The sequence below is a fragment of the Winogradskyella arenosi genome, from assembly GCF_003337305.1.
GTDB lineage: Bacteria > Bacteroidota > Bacteroidia > Flavobacteriales > Flavobacteriaceae > Winogradskyella > Winogradskyella arenosi.
Genome location: NZ_QPJO01000001.1, coordinates 217,813 through 236,253, shown reverse-complemented (window position 1 = coordinate 236,253; position 18,441 = coordinate 217,813). Strand labels below are relative to the sequence as shown.

Here is an 18,441-nt window from a genome sequence, read left to right as displayed (position 1 = left end):
AGGCTGAACCTTTAAGGTTTATAGCTTATAGGAATTTATAACGCATACCGAATAACACATTACTTGGTGGCATTGGGGTGTAGCCCGATTCTATATAGTCCGCATCAAAAATATTACTCGCCGTTACCGATAGCTCTACTTGTTTTAAAGTGAAGACTACTGAGGCATCCCACACATTGTAGGTTTGTCCGGTAGTGCGTTCCGCATATTTGTAAATGATATTCTGACTGATGTTTTTAAATAGTTTAGTGCTTAAAGTCGTGGTAAAATGATGCTTTAAGGTGTTTAAGGCATAACGTGATAATTCTTCGTTTTGTTCTAAAATATTATCATCTAAATAAGCATAACCGAGTGCAAGACTTTGCTTATAACCTTTTACATTAAAGTTGTATGCTGCATCAAGCTCTATTCCTTTGGTATTCACTTCAGCAATATTGGTTGCCGTATAGATTTCTTCGGTAGTATTAGGTCTTACAAAATCTATAAGATTGGTGGCGTCGCGGTTAAAAAGTGCTACACTAGCGCGTAGGTTAGAAGCATGGTATTTAAGACCAATTTCTTGTGAAAAGGCTTCTTCAGGCTCTAAATCTTCATTACCTATGGTTCTAGGATCATTATAATACAAATCGGTATAGGTTGGGATTCGGTAGGTCCAGCCAATATTTCCGTAGGCTTTTAGGTTATTGGTCAGATCAAATCCTAAATCTAGGCCAGGGAAGGCATTAAATTTAAAATCTGAAAAATAGGTCATTGCCACTCCGGGAGTTACACTTAAACGGTTTTCCAAAAGGTCAAAACGGTGCTCTAAGAATACAGTGCTCATAAAGCGGTTACGGTTCCCTAAGTTATTACTCTGTAAATAGGTTTTAGAAAGGTCTATTCCAAATCCAGTAATACCCAGTTTAGAGGTGTAAGAAGCGTTGGCTTCAGCCCCTATTTTATTAGAAATATGAATGTTTCTGAAGAAGTTAGGCTCAAAACGTTTTAAAAGAAAGATATCTTGGTTACGTTTCCAATACACTCGAGGTTGAATTTTAAAGTTTTCAGATTGAAATTTAGTGGTGAACGCCATTAAACTATTCTGGGTTTCTTCATATTCATTATAATCTGCACTGGTGGTGTAGAAATTTTCAGCTCCAAATTTACGCTCAGAGAATGTGGTAATCATTTCTATGGCCTGCGCATTTTTATTAAAGGTGCTTTTGATGAAATAATTTGCATTATCATAATCGGTATTGCTGCGGTATCCTTCAGAAGTCATACGATCAATATGGATAATATGGGTAGAGTTTTCTAATTCTGTACCGGCAGTAATAGAACCGTTAAGTTGCCCAAAGGAACCGGTTTCAATCTGTGCAGAAACCGAATTGTTTAGGGTTGATTTTGTAACAATATTAATGGCTCCTGTAAAAGCATTTTGGCCAAAAACACGAGCTGCAGGGCCTTTAATGATTTCAATACGTTTAATTACTTCTATTGGAATCGCTGCATTTAAGGTGTTGTGGCCGGTTTGTACATCGTCCATTTTTATACCGTCAATCAGTAGAAGTGTTTGATCAAAACCACCACCTCTAATAAATAAATCGGCTTGGCTTCCGCCCGTACCACGACGTCTTATATCCACACCGGCAACTTGTTGTAATAAATCGGCAACCGTGATAGCGGCACTATTTTTAATCGCTTCGGCAGAGATAATGTTTATGGTTCTTGCATTTTCTTTAAAAGGCAAATCTATACGGGTAGAAGTGATTATAACTTCAGTTAAAGAATCTGTTTTTATGGGTTGCTCTTGGGCATAAAGCTTAAAAAAAGCAATAGAAATAAAGGTAATAAAAAGGCTCGTTGTTTTCATTGGTTTAGCGTTTGTGATCTGTTTAAAAAGTTCAAAACTTTAGGGTTTTAGATAAGGCTGTTGAACGCTGCAAAAGTCGTAACTTTCCGGACGATTAAAATAGTCCAGTATTAAAACAATGAATAGTCCGGTTAATGAAATCATAAAACAACTTGTTACCTTCGATAAAACCTTGGTGCAGCCTGTCTATGTGCAAGTGGCACAGCAAATTATCAATGCCATACAACGCGGGTATTTAGATAAAGGTAGTAAATTGCCCGGAACACGGGTGCTTAGTACGCTATTAAATGTTCATAGAAATACGGCTGTAGCAATTTACGACGAATTAGCCTCCCAAGGTTGGGTTGATATTTTGGCGAATAAGGGAACCTTTGTGGTGGTCCCTGAGGCTTCTATGACTAAAATTAAGGCCGCCATACAGCCTATAGACCATGCTTATACTTATCCTAAGGTGGCAGGATTTCCTTTTCAAAAGTCCTTTCATTTGGCATCAACAGCACAAGAAACTACTGTAAAATATATTCTGAATGATGGGCAGCCCGATTTGCGTTTGCATCCGGTGCATCAATTTTCTAGGTGGTATAGTGCGGCTATGAAACGGAAACCGCTTATTCAAAAATGGAATACCACCCAGACCACAAAAGCTTCTGTGTTTATAACCCAACTCTGCAATTATTTAAATGCTACTCGGGGTTTTCATATTGATGCTAAGAATTTAATCAATACACGCAGTACCGAGATGAGTCTGTACATGGTTTCTCAGTTGCTGATTAAACAAGACGATTTGGTCCTTGTTGGGCAGCTGAGTAATTATTCGTCTAACATGATTTTTCAGCAAGCCGGGGCGACCATCCGAACGATTCCGGTCGATGAGGAGGGTTTAGATGTAGATTATATTCGTAAGCATTTTGTAAAGCACAGCGTGCGCTGTGTGTATGTCTGCGCTAATAGAGATTATCCTACTACGGTAACCTTGAGTGCTAAGCGTCGTTTAGAATTGTTGGCCCTAGCGAAGACTTTTGGGTTTGCTATTATTGAAGATGATTACGATTACGATTTTCAGTTTGATGGGTCGGCCATGTTACCAATGGCGAGTGCCAATACGCATGGTATGGTCATTTATTTAGGGAAGTTAGGGCAGTCTCTATTTCCTAGTTTTCATACGGGTTTTGTGGTGGCGCCGGAAAATTTTATTTCCGAAGCAAAAAACTATTTACAACTCTTAGATAAACAAGGCGATTTAATACAAGAACAGATGTTGTCGGAGTTGATTTCTGAAGGTGAAATATACCGTCTTAAAAAAAAGAATATTGTCACTTATAAAGCGCGTCGCGATACCTTGTGCCGCTACTTAAATTTTTATTTTGAAGGCATTCTCACTTGGAACATACCTTCAGGAGGTTTGGCCATTTGGCTACAATTTAATGAGACTATATCTTTAGTGAAACTGGCAGAAGAAGCTGAAAAGTGCGATGTGTTTTTACCGAAAACCATTTTGTATCAAGATAAAACTACCTGTGCCATTCGGTTTGGTTATGGACATTTAACCGAAGAAGCGTTAGAAACGGTTATAAGGAACCTGAAGCAGGCCTATAATAGGGTGCTCAAGCTTTAATAGGAAAACGGGTTTTACAGTCTTCACATTGGTATTGATATCGCGTACTAAAAGGAAGCGTACCCGTGAGAAAACTGATAAGAAATGAGACTAAAGCTTTAACATTATTGATGGTAGAATAGAGTCTAATATGGTGGTTTCCGCAGTTAGGACATTTTAGAGGCTGGCCGTCATTATCCATGGAATAGGATTGTATAGCTTGTAAAATTTCTACAGCTTGTGCTTTGTCTTTAGCTAAAACATTTAATTTAATACCGCCTATAGCCTGACTCACCAAAGGATCGGTATCAATAGTGATATTATCTTTTAAGAAGACGCTTATGCCTTCCGATTCTAAACGGCCCTTAATAATTTCGGCTTCTGTGGAATATTGATATTTAGCGATGGTAACAAAGGTGTCTTGCATAGGGTAAAGATAAGAAAAGCGGTCTGAGGTTTATGAATTTTAAGAGTTTATATCTTAGCGTTAGGCGGTTTGGGCCTGCGCCATTTGGGCTTTCCATTCTGCTTTATCGATCCATTTATAATCATTAGGAACCGTAGCGTCTAACAAATCAATATTTAAGGTTTCTGAAAGTTCATAACCTATAATAAAAGCATCTTGATAGTCCTGCTCTTCATAGAGCTCAAAATGTTTGTTGTTATCATACCATAGGTTTACCTCAAAAACATAAGTCCCATTGGTTGTAGGTTGATGAAAAACGGAGACGTAGTTATAATTTTTAATGGTTTGCCACGATCCCAATTTTATAGGGCCAATTTCTATAGTTGGTTTAAACCTAGAATTAGCAATATCAATATGGATACGTTTTCTAGAGCAAAAACCTGCGCCAATACCAGAAAAATAAATGAGACCTTGAAAATCTACCAATCGTATGCCTGAAGATTGATTTGTGGTGATCCAAAGATAAAATTTATACCCTATAATTCCGAAAGCCATGGTAAAAAACAGGGCTGCAATGGGGATTTGCCAAATAGGTCTAGGGCGTTCTGAAATGATGGTATGCGATGTCATAATTCAAATATAGTATAAAGAAATAACTTACAATATTTAAGCATGCTTCAAAATGATTATAGTCAAAAAATATTGTTTATCGATAATTTTTATATATTTGTTATCGTAAAACGATAATTTTTTTAGCATGAGAAAACTAGTGATTCTAAAAAGTTTAATTGATTTTGTTTGGATTGTTACTTGTATTCCGGCAATTGCACTGTTGGCTTTTTTTACGGTTTATATGTTTATTGAGCCCAAAGCTTTAGAGTTAATCTTAAATACGGATAAGTCTGTAGTGGCGCCATTTTCAATGGTAGGGCAGTTGTTTGCTTTGCTATTCATTGCTTTAGCTTTTGTTAGTATTTACTGCCTGTATTTATTTAGAAAAACGTTGCGCTATTTTCAGAGGGTGAAACCTTTTCATAGTGATGTTATTGCTAACTTCTATAAGATCGGGTATTTACTTACAGGTGTTGGTGTACTGACGTCATTATTAGTTGTTATAGTGGAATTGGTTTTTAAAGGGACTTTTAAAATTTATTTAGGGTTAAGTCCTTACCTTATGTTGCTCTGTTTAGGTTTATTTTTTATGGTATTAAGTGAAGTCTTTAAGATAGCGAAAGTCGCGAAGGAAGAAAATGATTTAACGGTGTAATTATGGCTATAAGAGTAAACTTAGATCGTATTCTTGCCGAGCGTGGTATGAAGAGTTATGAACTTGCTGAAATTGTAGGGATCACTACGGCCAATTTGTCCATCTTAAAAACTGGAAAAGCAAAGGCTATGCGATTTTCAACTTTAGAAGCGATTTGTAAAGCCTTAGACTGTCAGCCTGGTGCTATTTTAGAGTACGTAGAAGATTTATAAAGGGTCTTCGCAACCGTGAGATTGTCCCCTTGAGGGGACTTTAGGGATGTAAAAATGAGATAATTTATAAGGTTCAAATTTTTTTATAAAAACCTAACAGGTCTTTCACGTACTATCGTCGTCTATTTGCAAGTAAAGGTGGAGGTTCTCCATTAAAAGGATTCCAACGGCTAATGCTTTTAGCATCCATACCAGCAGCACTCATTACGGCTCTATCTCCATAGCGTTCGCGCATTTTATCCATGGCTTTACAGAGGTTGAGGTGCATTTCATTGTCTTCAAATAAATTAATTTGATGGCCTCCCTCCACCAAATGGCTAAACCTAACGCCAATGAGTCTTACCAAAAGTCGCCGTTTGTATAATTTTTTAAATAAATCTAAGACCACAGGAATAAGCATATGGTCCATAGCGCTATAAGGAATGCGTTGTTGTTGGGTGTAAGTCTGAAAATCGGAATATCTAATTTTAAAGGTTACACAAGCGGTAAGTTTATGGCCTCGTCGTAATTGATAGGCTAAATTTTCTGTCATGGCAACCACCATACCTTTAAGTTTTACCACATCTGTAGTGTCTTGACCAAAAGTACGTTCTGTAGATATAGATTTTCGTTCATGGTATTGTATTACAGGTGCATTGTCTATCCCATTGGCTTTTTTCCAAATGCCAAGGCCATTTTTACCGAGTACTTTGTGCATAAGCTCCATGGGCATCTCTTGGATGGTTTTAATACGTTTTACTCCCAAATCGCACAAAGCTTTATAAGTCACATGGCCTACCATAGGGATTTTTTTTACCGATAGTGGCGCTAAAAAAGGCTTTTCGTTACCCGATAGAATTCTAATTTCGTTATTAGGTTTGGCTTCTCCTGTGGCTATTTTAGATACGGTTTTGTTAAGGGATAAGCCAAAGGAAATGGGAAGTCCGGTTTCTTTTATAATTTTTTGGCGTAGTTCAGAGGCTAATTTGTGGCAGCCAAAAAATTTATCCATTCCCGTTAAATCTATATAAAACTCGTCTATAGAGGATTTTTCATAAAGCGGGACACTTTCTTTAATAACCTCGGTGACCTCATTAGAAAATTTGGTGTAGATTCCCGAGTTTCCTCGTAGTACAATAGCTTCTGGGCACAGTTGCTTGGCCATACGCATGGGCATGGCGGAATGGATACCAAAAGTTCGGGCTTCATAGCTACAAGAAGCTACCACACCTCTGTCGCTTGTGCCACCAATAAGTATAGGTTTGCCGTTAAGGTTACTATCCATGTGCCTTTCGCAAGACACAAAAAACGTGTCGAGATCCATATGTACGATGCTGCGGTTTTTGTTCATTTTTTAATTTGGGTTTTCTGTAAGGTTTAAGTGGTATCCTTAAATTTTCTCTAAGGATACCATTAGTAAAAGGTAGTTTCGATGTATTATTCAGCAATACTGAGCTTATAAGAGAGGGTGGTCTCCTTATAGCGTTCTATTTACAGCGTAATTGTCTTCAGTTTGGGGCTTATATTTTATTGCTAAAGCCGTAGAAATTACGATATAGCATTCCTGGCAAAGGGTTAAATTTCGCATTACATTTTACGTGTAGCTCGTAAGCCACTCATATGGAGATTTAGGATTTTAGGACTGTATTTTTTTAAACGGCTTCTTTAGGCGATATCATTTTTTCAGAATAACGGGGGTCTTCAATAATCGCTAAGCGTTCTAATTTTGAAACTTCAATAGTTATACAATCAAATTCATTTATAACTTTTCCTGTAATGGCGTAAATACCTCGTCCTCTAAACGGATATTTTGCAACGGTAGGAGGGAAGTGTACCGTATCTAAAAAATGACCATCACGATCTAGGAAGGTTCCAAAATGCATCAGTTTACCCTGAGTTGTTTTGGTGGTTTTAGTCGTTACGAGATAGCCTTCAATAATTATAAGTTTAGTTTCTAACTTTTGAAGATGCTTTGCCCGTAAATTGCTAATGGATTGTGATTCTAATAAGTGAAACGGATTACAGAGCGGAAACCCTAATAATTCAATTTCATCAAAAGCATTTTCTAAGGTTGTACTCGGCAATTGGGGTGTATTATAATGTACCCGTTCGGTTTTAAATAAATTAATAATATCTTCTTTTAAGACGGTTTTACTTATTTTTAAATGAGCTTCCCAAAGTAATTCGCGCTTATTAACTTTTGTAAAACGAAAGGCATTAATTTTAATTAAAATTGAAATCTGTTCTATAGAGATAGGGACCCGTTCTATAAAATCATCAAGCGACTTAAAGTCTCCTTGGTTTTGACGTTCAGTAATAATTTGAGTGATTGTTTTTGATGCTAACGCCTGTAAAAACATAAAGCCTAAATAAATGGTCTTTTCTTTGATGATGGCTTGCGCAAAAGATTGATTTATACAGGGCGCCTCAATATTACCGTTGTGCATTTTTGCTTCATGAACATAAAATTCAGTACTGTAAAACCCGCCAAAATTATTAAGGGTTGCCGTCATGTACTCTAAGGGATAATAGGCTTTTAAAAATAGACTTTGGTAGCTTTCTACAGCATATGATGCGGAGTGGCCTTTGGCAAAAGCATAGCCAGCAAAACTTTCTATTTGTCGCCAAATATCAGCCACTAAAGCTTCAGGTTTACCGTCGTTTATACAATTGTCGAAGAATTTTTGTTTCACTTTTAAAAATTCATTTCGAGATCTAAATTTCCCAGACATACCACGACGGAGCATATCCGATTCGCCTAAATCTAAACCTCCAAAAAGGTGCGCCACTTTTATAACATCTTCTTGGTAAACCATAATACCATAAGTTTCTGGCATTATTTTTTGTAAAACCGGATGTGCTTCTTTACGTTTTTCAGGATAACGGTAACGCAGAATATATTCGCGCATCATACCACTTTTGGCCACACCAGGTCTAATAATAGAACTTGCGGCTACTAAGCCTAGATAGTTATCTACTTGTAATTTTTTTAAGAGCATACGCATGGCAGGCGATTCCACATAAAAACAACCAATAGCTTTAGCATTACGGAGCAGCTCTTTGATGCGTTGGTCTTTTTTAAAACGTTTAATATCGTGAATATCAATTGCGGGCTGATCTTTGTAATTGGCGTTAATAATTTCTACAGCTTCTTTAATTTTTCCTAATCCACGTTGGCTTAGAATATCAAACTTATAAAGCCCGATGTCTTCCGCAGCCACCATATCAAATTGTGTAGTAGCAAAGCCTTTAGGAGGCATAAATGTGGCGCAATAGCTGTGAATAGGCGCTTCTGAAATTAAGACCCCACCTGCATGGATGCCTAAGTAGTTGGGAAACCCTTCAATATACGTGCTGTATTTAATGACAAGTTGCGATAATTGATCGAGTGTGCTGAGGTTAAATTTCCCTCGGGTAAGTTTGTCCATTTCAGGCTTTGGTAAGCCAAAAACCTTCCCCAGTTCGCGTATAGAGGCTTTAAATTTAAAAGTGTTATATACGGCAATAAGGGCGGTATGTTTGAAGGTTTTAAAGATGTAGTTGGTTATATCGTCTCGGTCTTTCCATGAAAAATCGAGATCAAAATCGGGTGGATTTTGACGGAATAGATTAATAAATCGTTCAAAATATAAGTCTAGTTCAATAGGGTCTACATCTGTAATGCGTAATAAATAAGCAATAATGCTATTGGCGCCACTTCCACGACCAACATAATAATAGTCCTTACTGCGGGCGTATTCTAAAATTTTCCAATTGATAAGAAAATAAGAGACAAAGCCTTTTTGTTTAATTATGGTAAGTTCTTTTTCAATACGATCATAGATTTTTTGTGTGGCTTCTGTTCCGTAACGGTAAGCAATACCATCATAGGTTAGCTGTTTTAGTAAGCGGTAGTCTGAACTTTCACTATCGGTTAAACACTTTTGGTTTTTAGGCGTTTCAGCACCAAAATTAAAGTTTAAGGAACAAGCATCTAAAAGTTGTTTGGTGTTAGATATGAGTTTAGGGTACTCAGCATAAGTGGCACATAAATCGTGATACGGAAGCATTTGATGACTCTCAAGGCCTTCTTCAGATTTAGGCAGTTTACTTAATAAGGTATTATTGTCTATAGCACGTAGCAAACGGTGGGTATTAAAACCTTTTTTATTTTGAAAGGATACCGTTTTTAAGATCACTAATTTATGTTTGAGTTGTTTCCATTTTGAAAACTTTAATTGATTAAGATCTTGTGGGGTTATGCCTAAAAACTCATTAGCCTTTAAGGTAAACGTTAGGTCATCTTTATAAGGATAGACCACAAAACAGTCTTGTAAATTGCCATCTGGTCGTGATGGAATTTTTAAGTTAGGCTCATGGAGAAATTTAGAGAGGTAAGTATTAATATTAAAAAAACCATTATTATTTTTTGCAATAAGGATAAATTGCTGTTGCACACCATTTCTAAAATCAACACCGAGAACGGGTTTTATCTTGTACTTTTTAGATAAACGCATCACATCTAAACATGCCGATGTACTGTTGATATCTGTTAAAGCTAAAGTTTGAACTCCGTTTTCAGAAGCTATAGCTAAGAGCTGCTCTGGCTTAATAGTGCCGTAGCGAAGACTGTAATAGGTGTGGCAATTTAAATACATAGTTCTTAATTGGTTTGTAAAATTAGCTACTATGTGTAGTTTTTATTGCTTACATTTGTAGTAAATAATGTTAAAACTAATATGAAATGAAACCAATTCAGGTTAATATAAAGCATTTACGTTCTTTAAAGAAGATGTCTCAAGAGCGTCTTGCGGACGAATTAAATTGGAGTCGTTCTATGGTGGGGTCTTATGAAGAAGGCCGTTCTGAGCCGCCAATAGACCGCTTAATAGATTTGTCTACTTACTTTAATATTCCTATTGATATTCTAGTGAAAAACGATTTACGTAAAGCGACAAATACCTCTTTTATTGAAGTTGGAAATAAGCGCGTATTGTTTCCGGTTACCGTTAATGAAGACAATGAGGATCTCATTGAAATTATACCGGCTAAGGCATCGGCAGGTTATCTTTCAGGTTATGATGATCCGGAATATATAGAGCAACTTCAAAAAATTAAATTGCCTTTTTTGCCTACCGGAACGCATCGGGCATTTCCTATTAAAGGCGATTCCATGTTACCGGTTAAAGATGGTGCTTTTATTGTCGCTAAATTTTTAGATAATATTGCTGATGTTAAAAGTGGACGTACCTATATTATTCTAACAAAAGATGATGGCTTAGTGTACAAACGGGTTTATATTCCAGAAAATGATGTTACTAATTTATTATTGAGTTCTGATAATAGAGCTTATGAGCCCTATTTAATTGCCCGCGAAAATATTCTTGAAATTTGGGAGTTTACTTGCTGTATTAATACGCAAGAATATGATGAAAAGGAACTAAAATTAAGTAGTATTATGACCATGTTTCAAGAGCTGAAAGTAGAGCTTGAAGCCATAAAGCGACTTTAAAAGATGGCAGAACATATTAAATGGGGAATTATTGGTTGTGGTGATGTTACGGAAGTTAAAAGCGGACCCGCCTACCAACGTGTTGAAGGTTTTGAATTGGTGGCGGTAATGCGAAGAACTTTGGCCTTGGCTAAAGATTATGCCCAACGTCATAAGGTAGAGCGCTATTATAATGATGCCGATGCTCTTATAAAAGACAAGGATGTGGATGCCGTCTATATTGCTACCCCTCCAGATACACATCGTTTTTATGCGTTAAAGGTGTCTGAAGCCGGAAAAATTTGCTGTATAGAGAAACCTATGGCGCCAAGTTATAAAGCCTGTTTGGAAATCTATAGGGCGTTTAAGTTGAAGAACTTACCCTTATTTGTGGCATATTACCGTAGATCTTTACCGCGATTTAATGCCTTAAAAGCGATGTTAGAATCTGATGCTGTTGGCGAGCTGCGCTATGTGCACTGGAATTTATCGCGAACCCCAAGCCCGTTTGATGTGTCGGAGACTTATAATTGGCGTACGGATGCCAACATTGCGCCGGCGGGTTATTTTGATGATTTAGCGAGCCATGGCTTAGATTTGTTTGCTTATTTGTTAGGCGATATAACCGAAGCCAATGGGGTGAGTCTTAACCAACAAAACCACTATAGTGCTAAAGATGCAGTTGCGGCCTCTTGGTTACATCAATCTGGAGTTATAGGAGCGGCCACATGGAATTTTGGGGTTTATAAGCGCGAAGATGAAGTCCGTATTGTAGGAAGTGAAGGCGAATTGTGTTTTTCAGTGTTTAGTGAAGCGCCCATAACTTATAGTACAGCAGCGTATAAAAAGACACTTTCAATAGCGCATCCTAATCCTATACAGTATAATCACGTCAAAAACATGTATACGCATCTTATTGGAGAAGGGGAGCACCCGTCTACAGGAAAAAGTGGGGTACATACTGCTTGGGTGATGGATAAGATTTTAGGGACTTTATAAAGCTTATAGCTATCCACAAAAAAAAGGGCGAAATTAATATTTCGCCCTTTTTTATATGATAGAATTGATGTACTAATCTGCTAAAATGATAAGTTTATTATCTTTCATTTCTAGTGTACCAGAATTGATAGCTAACCAAACGCCTTTATCAGACTTTGTAAATTTAGTTTCTACTTCTTTTTCTAATTGAATATTGCTCCCCATCACTTTTACATTTCCTTTTGTAAGTATAGATACAATAGGTGCGTGATTGGTTAACATTTCAAACTCGCCATTAACACCAGGAACGGCTACCGAAGTAACTTCTCCACTAAATAATGTGTTTTCTGGTGATACAATTTCTAAATACATATTCTTTATAGTTGTTTGTTGTTAGTTAAGGGTTGCTGAAAAACGTGGTTTCCAACACCTATAAACTATTAACCAATTAGGCTTCAGCAAGCATTTTTTCTCCTGCTTCGATAGCTTCTTCAATAGAACCTTTAAGGTTAAACGCTGCTTCTGGTAAGTGATCTAATTCACCATCCATAATCATGTTGAAACCTTTAATCGTTTCTTTAATATCTACTAAAACACCTTTAAGACCAGTAAATTGCTCTGCTACGTGGAAAGGTTGTGATAAGAAACGTTGTACGCGTCTTGCTCTACCTACAGCCATTTTATCTTCTTCAGATAATTCTTCCATACCAAGAATAGCAATAATATCTTGTAATTCTTTATAACGTTGTAATAACTCTTTTACACGTTGTGCACAGTTATAGTGATCTGCACCTAAAATGTCAGCTGTTAAGATTCTTGAAGTAGAATCTAAAGGATCTACCGCAGGGTAAATACCTAACTCAGCAATTTTTCTAGAAAGTACAGTAGTTGCATCTAAGTGGGCAAAGGTTGTTGCTGGCGCTGGATCCGTTAAATCATCCGCAGGTACGTATACCGCTTGAACCGAAGTAATAGAACCTCTTTTTGTTGAAGTAATACGCTCTTGCATTGCCCCCATTTCTGTTGCTAAGGTTGGTTGGTAACCTACCGCAGAAGGCATACGTCCTAATAAGGCTGATACCTCAGAACCGGCTTGTGTAAAACGGAAGATGTTATCAACGAAGAATAAAACATCTTTTCCTTGTCCTTCACCTGCACCATCACGGAAATATTCAGCAATAGTTAAACCAGATAAGGCAACACGTGCACGTGCTCCTGGAGGCTCATTCATTTGTCCGAATACGAAAGTTGCCTTAGAGTCTTTCATAAGTGATTTGTCCACTTTCTGAAGATCCCATCCGCCTTCTTCCATAGAATGCATAAAGTCATCACCATATTTAATAATACCTGACTCTAACATTTCACGAAGTAAATCGTTTCCTTCACGTGTTCTTTCACCTACACCTGCAAATACAGAAAGACCACCGTGACCTTTTGCAATATTGTTAATCAACTCTTGGATCAATACCGTTTTACCTACTCCGGCACCACCAAATAATCCAATTTTACCTCCTTTAGCGTAAGGTTCAATTAAATCGATAACTTTGATACCGGTAAATAAAACTTCAGTAGAGGTCGATAAATCTTCGAATTTAGGAGCTTGTCTGTGAATCGGTAAACCAGCATCTCCTGATTTAGGTAAATCACCTAGTCCATCAATAGCATCACCAATAACATTAAAAAGACGTCCGTAAACATCTTCGCCAATAGGCATTTGTATCGGAGAACCTGTTGCTATAACTTCAGTTCCTCGACTTAAACCATCTGAAGAATCCATAGCAATCGTACGTACAGTGCCTTCACCGATGTGAGATTGTACTTCAAGTACTAATTTAGAACCATCTGGGTTATTAATTTCTAACGAATCATAAATCTTTGGAAGCTCTGAATCAGTAGCGAATTCTACATCGATAACTGGACCTACGATTTGTGCAACTTTACCTGTAACTTTTGACATTACTCTTATGTTTTTGTTTTGCAATAATTTAAATCTGAAAAACTTTGAACTTCATCTTTCTGAAGGACCTTAGTTTTTCGCGCTGCAAAGATATGTGTTTTAATTTAAATACCACATCAAAATTTATGGCTTTTTTGCGGCTTGAAATCACCTAAAACTACCAAGCTTTTTTTTGTCGTATTTCTATGGTTTTTACTGTAATGACGGTGGAAAATTTGTTGGATAATTACCTGGGACAATCAAATTGCCTGAAGCCTCAAAGTTTGAACCATAGGTCATATCGATTGCTTTTAACATTTCATTAGCCATCACAGCATAGCCACGTGAGGTTAAATGCACGCCGTCTAAACTAACTAATCCACCTGTTACCAAATCGGTTGTTAAAATAAAATTGCCAGAAGGGTAACCCGTTGTAGAAGCTTCAGCTAAAATGGCGTTAAAATCTACAAAAGCTAAACCTTTATTAGAGGCTATACTGGCAATAGTAACATTATAAGCATCCGTTACAGTCTTAATAGCGGTTTGTTCACTTGGTATCAGTACCCACTTATCTTCTAAGGGTAAGGTGATGCCTTCAGCAGCAAACTGAGCTGCTAAGGTTGCTGACAATCCTTGCAGTTCTAAAGCAGCAGCATAGTCTTCATTAATGGTACCAATTAGAGAACTACTTGGTAAGACTAATAAATCGGCTTCGGTAGCTTGTCTTGTTTGTCCATAAGTGTTGCCCAAAAGATTAGCAACTAAAGGAGCGGCTTGTGGGGGTAAACCAAATTGCGCGATAAAGGCTGGGAATGTAGGACTGGCGCTTAAGGCTTCAATAATAATAGTAGAAATATCGGTTAAGTTTTCATCTTTAATCACCACCGCACTGGCTTCCGTTTCTGAAAATACAATGGCACGATCAGGATCTACTGCATTAAAAATAGGGTTTAGCGCTCCAAAGATTGAATTCAAAAGAGGAATTTGCGGGCCAAAGGCAGGATTGCTAGGATCTAAAGGATTATGTGGTACGGTTGTAAAATGGGCCAAAGACGTGATGTACGGCAGGTTGGCCACCACACCTTTAGCACCATTAGCTGTTAAGGCATCTACGCTAGCACTAAATGACGCTGCAAAAACATTGGGATCTGTAAGATCGTTATTGGCATAACTTGTGGCATCTAAATTTCCGGTCTGGTCTACGCCAGTTCCTCCTGAAAGTGCATAGGCGAGTACATCGTTACCTCCAATTTCTGATAAGGTGAAAAAGGTTGGGTTTTGAGCTGCTGCATCACCAATTATCGTCGCTGCTGGTGTTGAGGCCATTCTCCCGAAATAAGGATTTAATGTCCCATAACCCGGAACCCCAAGGTGAAAGCTTTTAGCTCCAGTAATGCCGTAGTTATTAAATGGACCCGATAAAATATCTGTAATTTCTGTGGTTGGAGTGGCCGGTAGTTCTGCAGGGCCACTTCCATCAAAATATAATCTTGGTGATAATATAACGGTAGATCCTAAAACAAATCCGCCGATATTATCATTCATTAATGGTTGGGTAAAGCTGCCTCCGCCCACTAATGCGAATTTTTCTGATAGCAGATTTGGAAACGAGTTTTGCTGTCCGGCTATAAATAGGGCATTATCTGTAAACCCACCAGTAAAGGAAGCGCCTACAGCAATATACGTAGAGAAATCTACGGTGCCCGGCGTGAGTGTTGGTAATTCTACAGGAATGGTAGGGTTGTCTAAAAGATCTTCAAAATCTTCTTCGCTATTACAGGCTGTAAACCCAATGAAAATAGCCGATAGTAATATGTATCTAATATTTTTCATGCTATGTTTTTTATAAGTTATTAATGGTCCACGATGCATAGTACATTGAGCCAATGTAACCTGAGCCAAAGACTGTGAAATATTCTTGACCGCCAATGTTTGTACCACCAATTTTAATGGTAGATTTTAAACTTGGAATTTTATAGTTGATTTGAGCATCGACTGTGTGGAATTCTGGTACAATACCATCTCCAAAGGTGGCTTCCCAGAAATAATCATCACTAAATTTATACGCAATATTAAAACCGAAGTTTTTAAACAATTCGGTATTCCCAAAATGGGCTTTAAACTTATGCTCTGGGGTGTTAAAATTAGTTTCGAAATTCGGATTTGCCGCTTGGTCAAAATCTTGTTTGGTAAAAGTGTAACTTCCACCTAAATCAAAATCTTGAAACACTTTTGTAGACAAACCTAAAGAGGCGCCGTAAGAATTTACATCGACTTGAGAATTGGTGTAAGTGCTATAAGTGGTGAAATCGCTATTGGCAATGGCTGCAATCCCTGAGTTATCATTTACAGAGCCATAAAGTGGTGCTATAACCACTTCGGAAGAAATAAAGTCTTGGTATTTGTTGTAATAGGTACTGAAATCTATCGTTAGGTGGTCAAATTTTCCACGATAACCAATTTCAAAAGAGCTCACTTTTTCTGGTGATACCAGATCCGGATTAGCCACTCTCAATACGGAGGCATCACCGGTTTCTCCAAATTCCTGAACGGATGAAGCTGAGTATGAGTTGTTATAAGCTGCGGCTCCTGTTTGGGTATACATCGTACCGTTACTCGCGGTAAAGTCGCGTGAATACCGATCTAGATTGTCTGGGGCGGAACCGACTAAAATCGCTCTACCCGCATCTAAACCTATAAATAAATCTTGGGTGGTGGGATTTCTAAAGCCCGTTTGTGCTGAGGCTCTAATGTTGTGGTTCTCGTTTAAGGTAAGTCCTAAAGATAATCGTGGTGATACAAACCCGTCAAAGAACTCTGATTTATCATAACGAGCGGAAGCGGTGATTTTTAAATTCATATCTCCGTTAAGTTCCAATTCTTTTTGCACCTGAGTGTAAATTCCAAATTCACTGTAATCAATAGTGCCATCGTAATCGGTATATATAGAACCGAAAGAATTTAATTTATACTGTCTGAACGATCCACCTACTTGGATTTCGGCGATATCCGTAAGGTGACTAAAATTATAGTTACCGTCAGCGTGGTAATATTTAGAAGCATCTCTAAACTGCGAACCTGAAGCTAAATCTGGATTTTTAATAATTTGATTAAAGGCATTTTTAAATTCTGGGCTTCCTGGTTCGTATCGTCCGTTTTCTGCCGCGGCTCTTGCAGCAGCATGAGCTTCTGCATCTGTTGCACCCCCACCTAAAGTTGCGGCCACGTAGGTGTTGATGTAGTCTCCAAACCAATCGGCATCACTTTTCCATGCGCGGTTAATATTGATTCCGGTAAATACCATATCGTAAGAATCTCCGGCTTTATCGGCAACGACATACCCTCTTAAAAAATAATTGTCGTTTTTTACTTCTAGTTTGTGCTGTTGTTGAAAAAATCCATCAATGTTATAGCGGTTGGTACCTTGGTAAATGGTGGTTCCGGTACCTACTTTTCCAACGTATTGAATTTCAAAATTACTATCGGTAATAGGACGTAAGTATAAGCCCCAGTCCGCTTTAATACTCTGCGCTTTGTGCTCTGTTAAAAAACGTTCGTTGTATCCTGTTCTACTAACAAAAACATCAGGAACAATCCCTGTGCCTCCTGCTAAGTCATTAATATTAGCCGACACTTCATCACCATAGACATTAATTCCGTTGTAATTGAGGTTGGTGGCTCTAGTACCACCCGGCATATCGCTATCGACTTCGCTGGTTGCCGCCCAATCGGTACCATTTAAGTATCCGAAGTTGACTTTAGCCGCAAATTTATCACTGAATTTGTAGGCCATTCTAATTCCGAGGTCGGTATATTCATTATCTCCAGCCGCTTCTTGGGTGGTAATTCCTTTTTTTACAAAAGCACTGATGCCTTGATGATCGAAAGGATTTTTACTTCGCATAAATAGAATTCCATTAAAGGCATTGGCTCCATAGAGTGCTGATGAAGCTCCAGGTAATAATTCAACACTATGAACATCTGTTTCTATAAGTCCGACTAGGTTTCCTATAGGGAAGTTTAATGCGGGAGTAGAGTTGTCCATACCATCTACCAATTGCATAAATCGGGTGTTTGCAGTCGTCGCAAATCCTCTTGTATTTACAGATTTAAAGGTTAAACTACTTGTGTTTACATCGACCCCTTTTAAGGTTTCTAATCCGCCATAAAAATCGGCAGAAGCTGTATTTTTAATTTCTTTAAGTCCAAAGCGTTCTACGGTCACTGGAGATTCAAAAATACGCTCTGGGGTTCTTGAGGCTGAGATCACTACTTCATCCAATTCATTACCCTCTTCAAGGGTAACATTGAGGGTTATGTTATTTTCAGTGATTTCAATGATCTGATTTTCAAATCCGGTATAGGTAATACGAACTGAAAATGGTGGCGATTGACTTGTGGTTAAGGTGTAATAACCATCAAAATCTGATACAGTACCGGTACTCGTGCCAACGATTACAATATTTGCTCCTGGTAACGGTAATCCTGTATGGTCTGAGATTTTACCTTTAATGGTGGTTTGCGCAAAGGAGGCCACACAAAAAAGCAAAGTAAAAAGCTGTAAGATTGTCTTCATGTTAGAGATTTAATTATTTAATTATAATAGCAATTTAGTTAAAAATATGATAATTTGTAAATAAATTCTTAGAAATTATGCTTGCATAGCATTATATTGATAAAATATTGACTAAATAATAAATATTTGGCAAAAGGACGTATTTGGTAGAAGTTGTGATGTTAAAATTTT

14 protein-coding genes are annotated in these 18,441 nt (G+C 37.7%); 5 read left to right on the top strand and 9 right to left on the bottom strand.

Annotation, left to right across the window (positions count from 1 at the left end):
• Positions 1–25: 25 nt before the first annotated feature.
• A complete protein-coding gene (locus DFQ08_RS00945) occupies positions 26–1,852 on the bottom strand; it encodes a TonB-dependent receptor plug domain-containing protein (protein ID WP_114307927.1) in 1,827 nt (608 codons plus the stop codon).
• Between the two features lie 118 nt (positions 1,853–1,970).
• Here DFQ08_RS00945 and DFQ08_RS00940 point away from each other — a divergent pair, with 118 nt between their 5' ends.
• The gene (locus tag DFQ08_RS00940; RefSeq protein WP_114307926.1) at positions 1,971–3,467 is read left to right on the top strand and encodes an aminotransferase-like domain-containing protein; all 1,497 of its coding nucleotides are present in this window, start codon (positions 1,971–1,973) and stop codon (positions 3,465–3,467) included.
• Here the strand turns inward: DFQ08_RS00940 and DFQ08_RS00935 are convergent.
• On the bottom strand, positions 3,457–3,873 hold the full coding sequence (locus DFQ08_RS00935) for a putative signal transducing protein (RefSeq protein WP_114307925.1): 417 nt from the start codon (positions 3,871–3,873) through the stop codon (positions 3,457–3,459). The genes DFQ08_RS00940 and DFQ08_RS00935 overlap by 11 nt on opposite strands.
• Before the next feature lie 60 nt (positions 3,874–3,933).
• On the bottom strand, positions 3,934–4,482 hold the full coding sequence (locus tag DFQ08_RS00930; protein ID WP_114307924.1) for a hypothetical protein: 549 nt from the start codon (positions 4,480–4,482) through the stop codon (positions 3,934–3,936).
• Positions 4,483–4,609: 127 nt separating this feature from the next.
• Between DFQ08_RS00930 and DFQ08_RS00925 the strand changes: the two genes are divergently transcribed.
• Together DFQ08_RS00925 and DFQ08_RS00920 are read left to right on the top strand one after the other, a co-directional pair.
• Positions 4,610–5,119 carry a DUF2975 domain-containing protein gene (locus DFQ08_RS00925; RefSeq protein ID WP_114307923.1) on the top strand — a complete coding sequence of 170 codons (510 nt, stop codon included), beginning with the start codon at positions 4,610–4,612 and terminating at the stop codon, positions 5,117–5,119.
• A gap of 2 nt (positions 5,120–5,121) precedes the next feature.
• Complete coding sequence (locus DFQ08_RS00920; RefSeq protein WP_114307922.1) at positions 5,122–5,331, top strand: helix-turn-helix domain-containing protein; 210 nt, start codon at positions 5,122–5,124, stop codon at positions 5,329–5,331.
• Between the two features lie 112 nt (positions 5,332–5,443).
• Here DFQ08_RS00920 and dinB read toward each other — a convergent pair whose 3' ends face one another.
• Together dinB and DFQ08_RS00910 are read right to left on the bottom strand one after the other, a co-directional pair.
• Positions 5,444–6,661, bottom strand: coding sequence for a DNA polymerase IV (dinB, locus tag DFQ08_RS00915; RefSeq protein ID WP_114307921.1), 1,218 nt, complete (start codon positions 6,659–6,661; stop codon positions 5,444–5,446).
• 301 nt (positions 6,662–6,962) lie between these two features.
• The gene (locus DFQ08_RS00910) at positions 6,963–9,947 is read right to left on the bottom strand and encodes a DNA polymerase III subunit alpha (protein WP_114307920.1); all 2,985 of its coding nucleotides are present in this window, start codon (positions 9,945–9,947) and stop codon (positions 6,963–6,965) included.
• An 86-nt stretch (positions 9,948–10,033) separates the two neighbouring features.
• On the opposite strand from DFQ08_RS00910, the gene DFQ08_RS00905 reads away from it, so the two are divergent.
• Positions 10,034–10,801 (top strand): XRE family transcriptional regulator, encoded by a 768-nt coding sequence (locus tag DFQ08_RS00905; RefSeq protein ID WP_114307919.1) that lies wholly within the window; start codon positions 10,034–10,036, stop codon positions 10,799–10,801.
• A gap of 3 nt (positions 10,802–10,804) precedes the next feature.
• Positions 10,805–11,779: a Gfo/Idh/MocA family protein gene (locus tag DFQ08_RS00900; RefSeq protein ID WP_114307918.1), complete on the top strand. Its 975-nt coding sequence runs from the start codon at positions 10,805–10,807 to the stop codon at positions 11,777–11,779.
• A gap of 72 nt (positions 11,780–11,851) precedes the next feature.
• On the opposite strand, the gene DFQ08_RS00895 is transcribed toward DFQ08_RS00900, so the two are convergent.
• The 4 genes from DFQ08_RS00895 to DFQ08_RS00880 all read right to left on the bottom strand — a co-directional run bounded on the left by DFQ08_RS00895 (position 11,852) and on the right by DFQ08_RS00880 (position 18,270).
• Positions 11,852–12,130: a F0F1 ATP synthase subunit epsilon gene (locus tag DFQ08_RS00895; protein ID WP_114307917.1), complete on the bottom strand. Its 279-nt coding sequence runs from the start codon at positions 12,128–12,130 to the stop codon at positions 11,852–11,854.
• A 76-nt stretch (positions 12,131–12,206) separates the two neighbouring features.
• On the bottom strand, positions 12,207–13,715 hold the full coding sequence (gene atpD / locus DFQ08_RS00890) for a F0F1 ATP synthase subunit beta (protein WP_114307916.1): 1,509 nt from the start codon (positions 13,713–13,715) through the stop codon (positions 12,207–12,209).
• 192 nt (positions 13,716–13,907) lie between these two features.
• Positions 13,908–15,527: an SGNH/GDSL hydrolase family protein gene (locus tag DFQ08_RS00885; RefSeq protein ID WP_114308636.1), complete on the bottom strand. Its 1,620-nt coding sequence runs from the start codon at positions 15,525–15,527 to the stop codon at positions 13,908–13,910.
• A gap of 10 nt (positions 15,528–15,537) precedes the next feature.
• On the bottom strand, positions 15,538–18,270 hold the full coding sequence (locus DFQ08_RS00880; protein WP_114307915.1) for a TonB-dependent receptor: 2,733 nt from the start codon (positions 18,268–18,270) through the stop codon (positions 15,538–15,540).
• Positions 18,271–18,441: the final 171 nt, after the last annotated feature.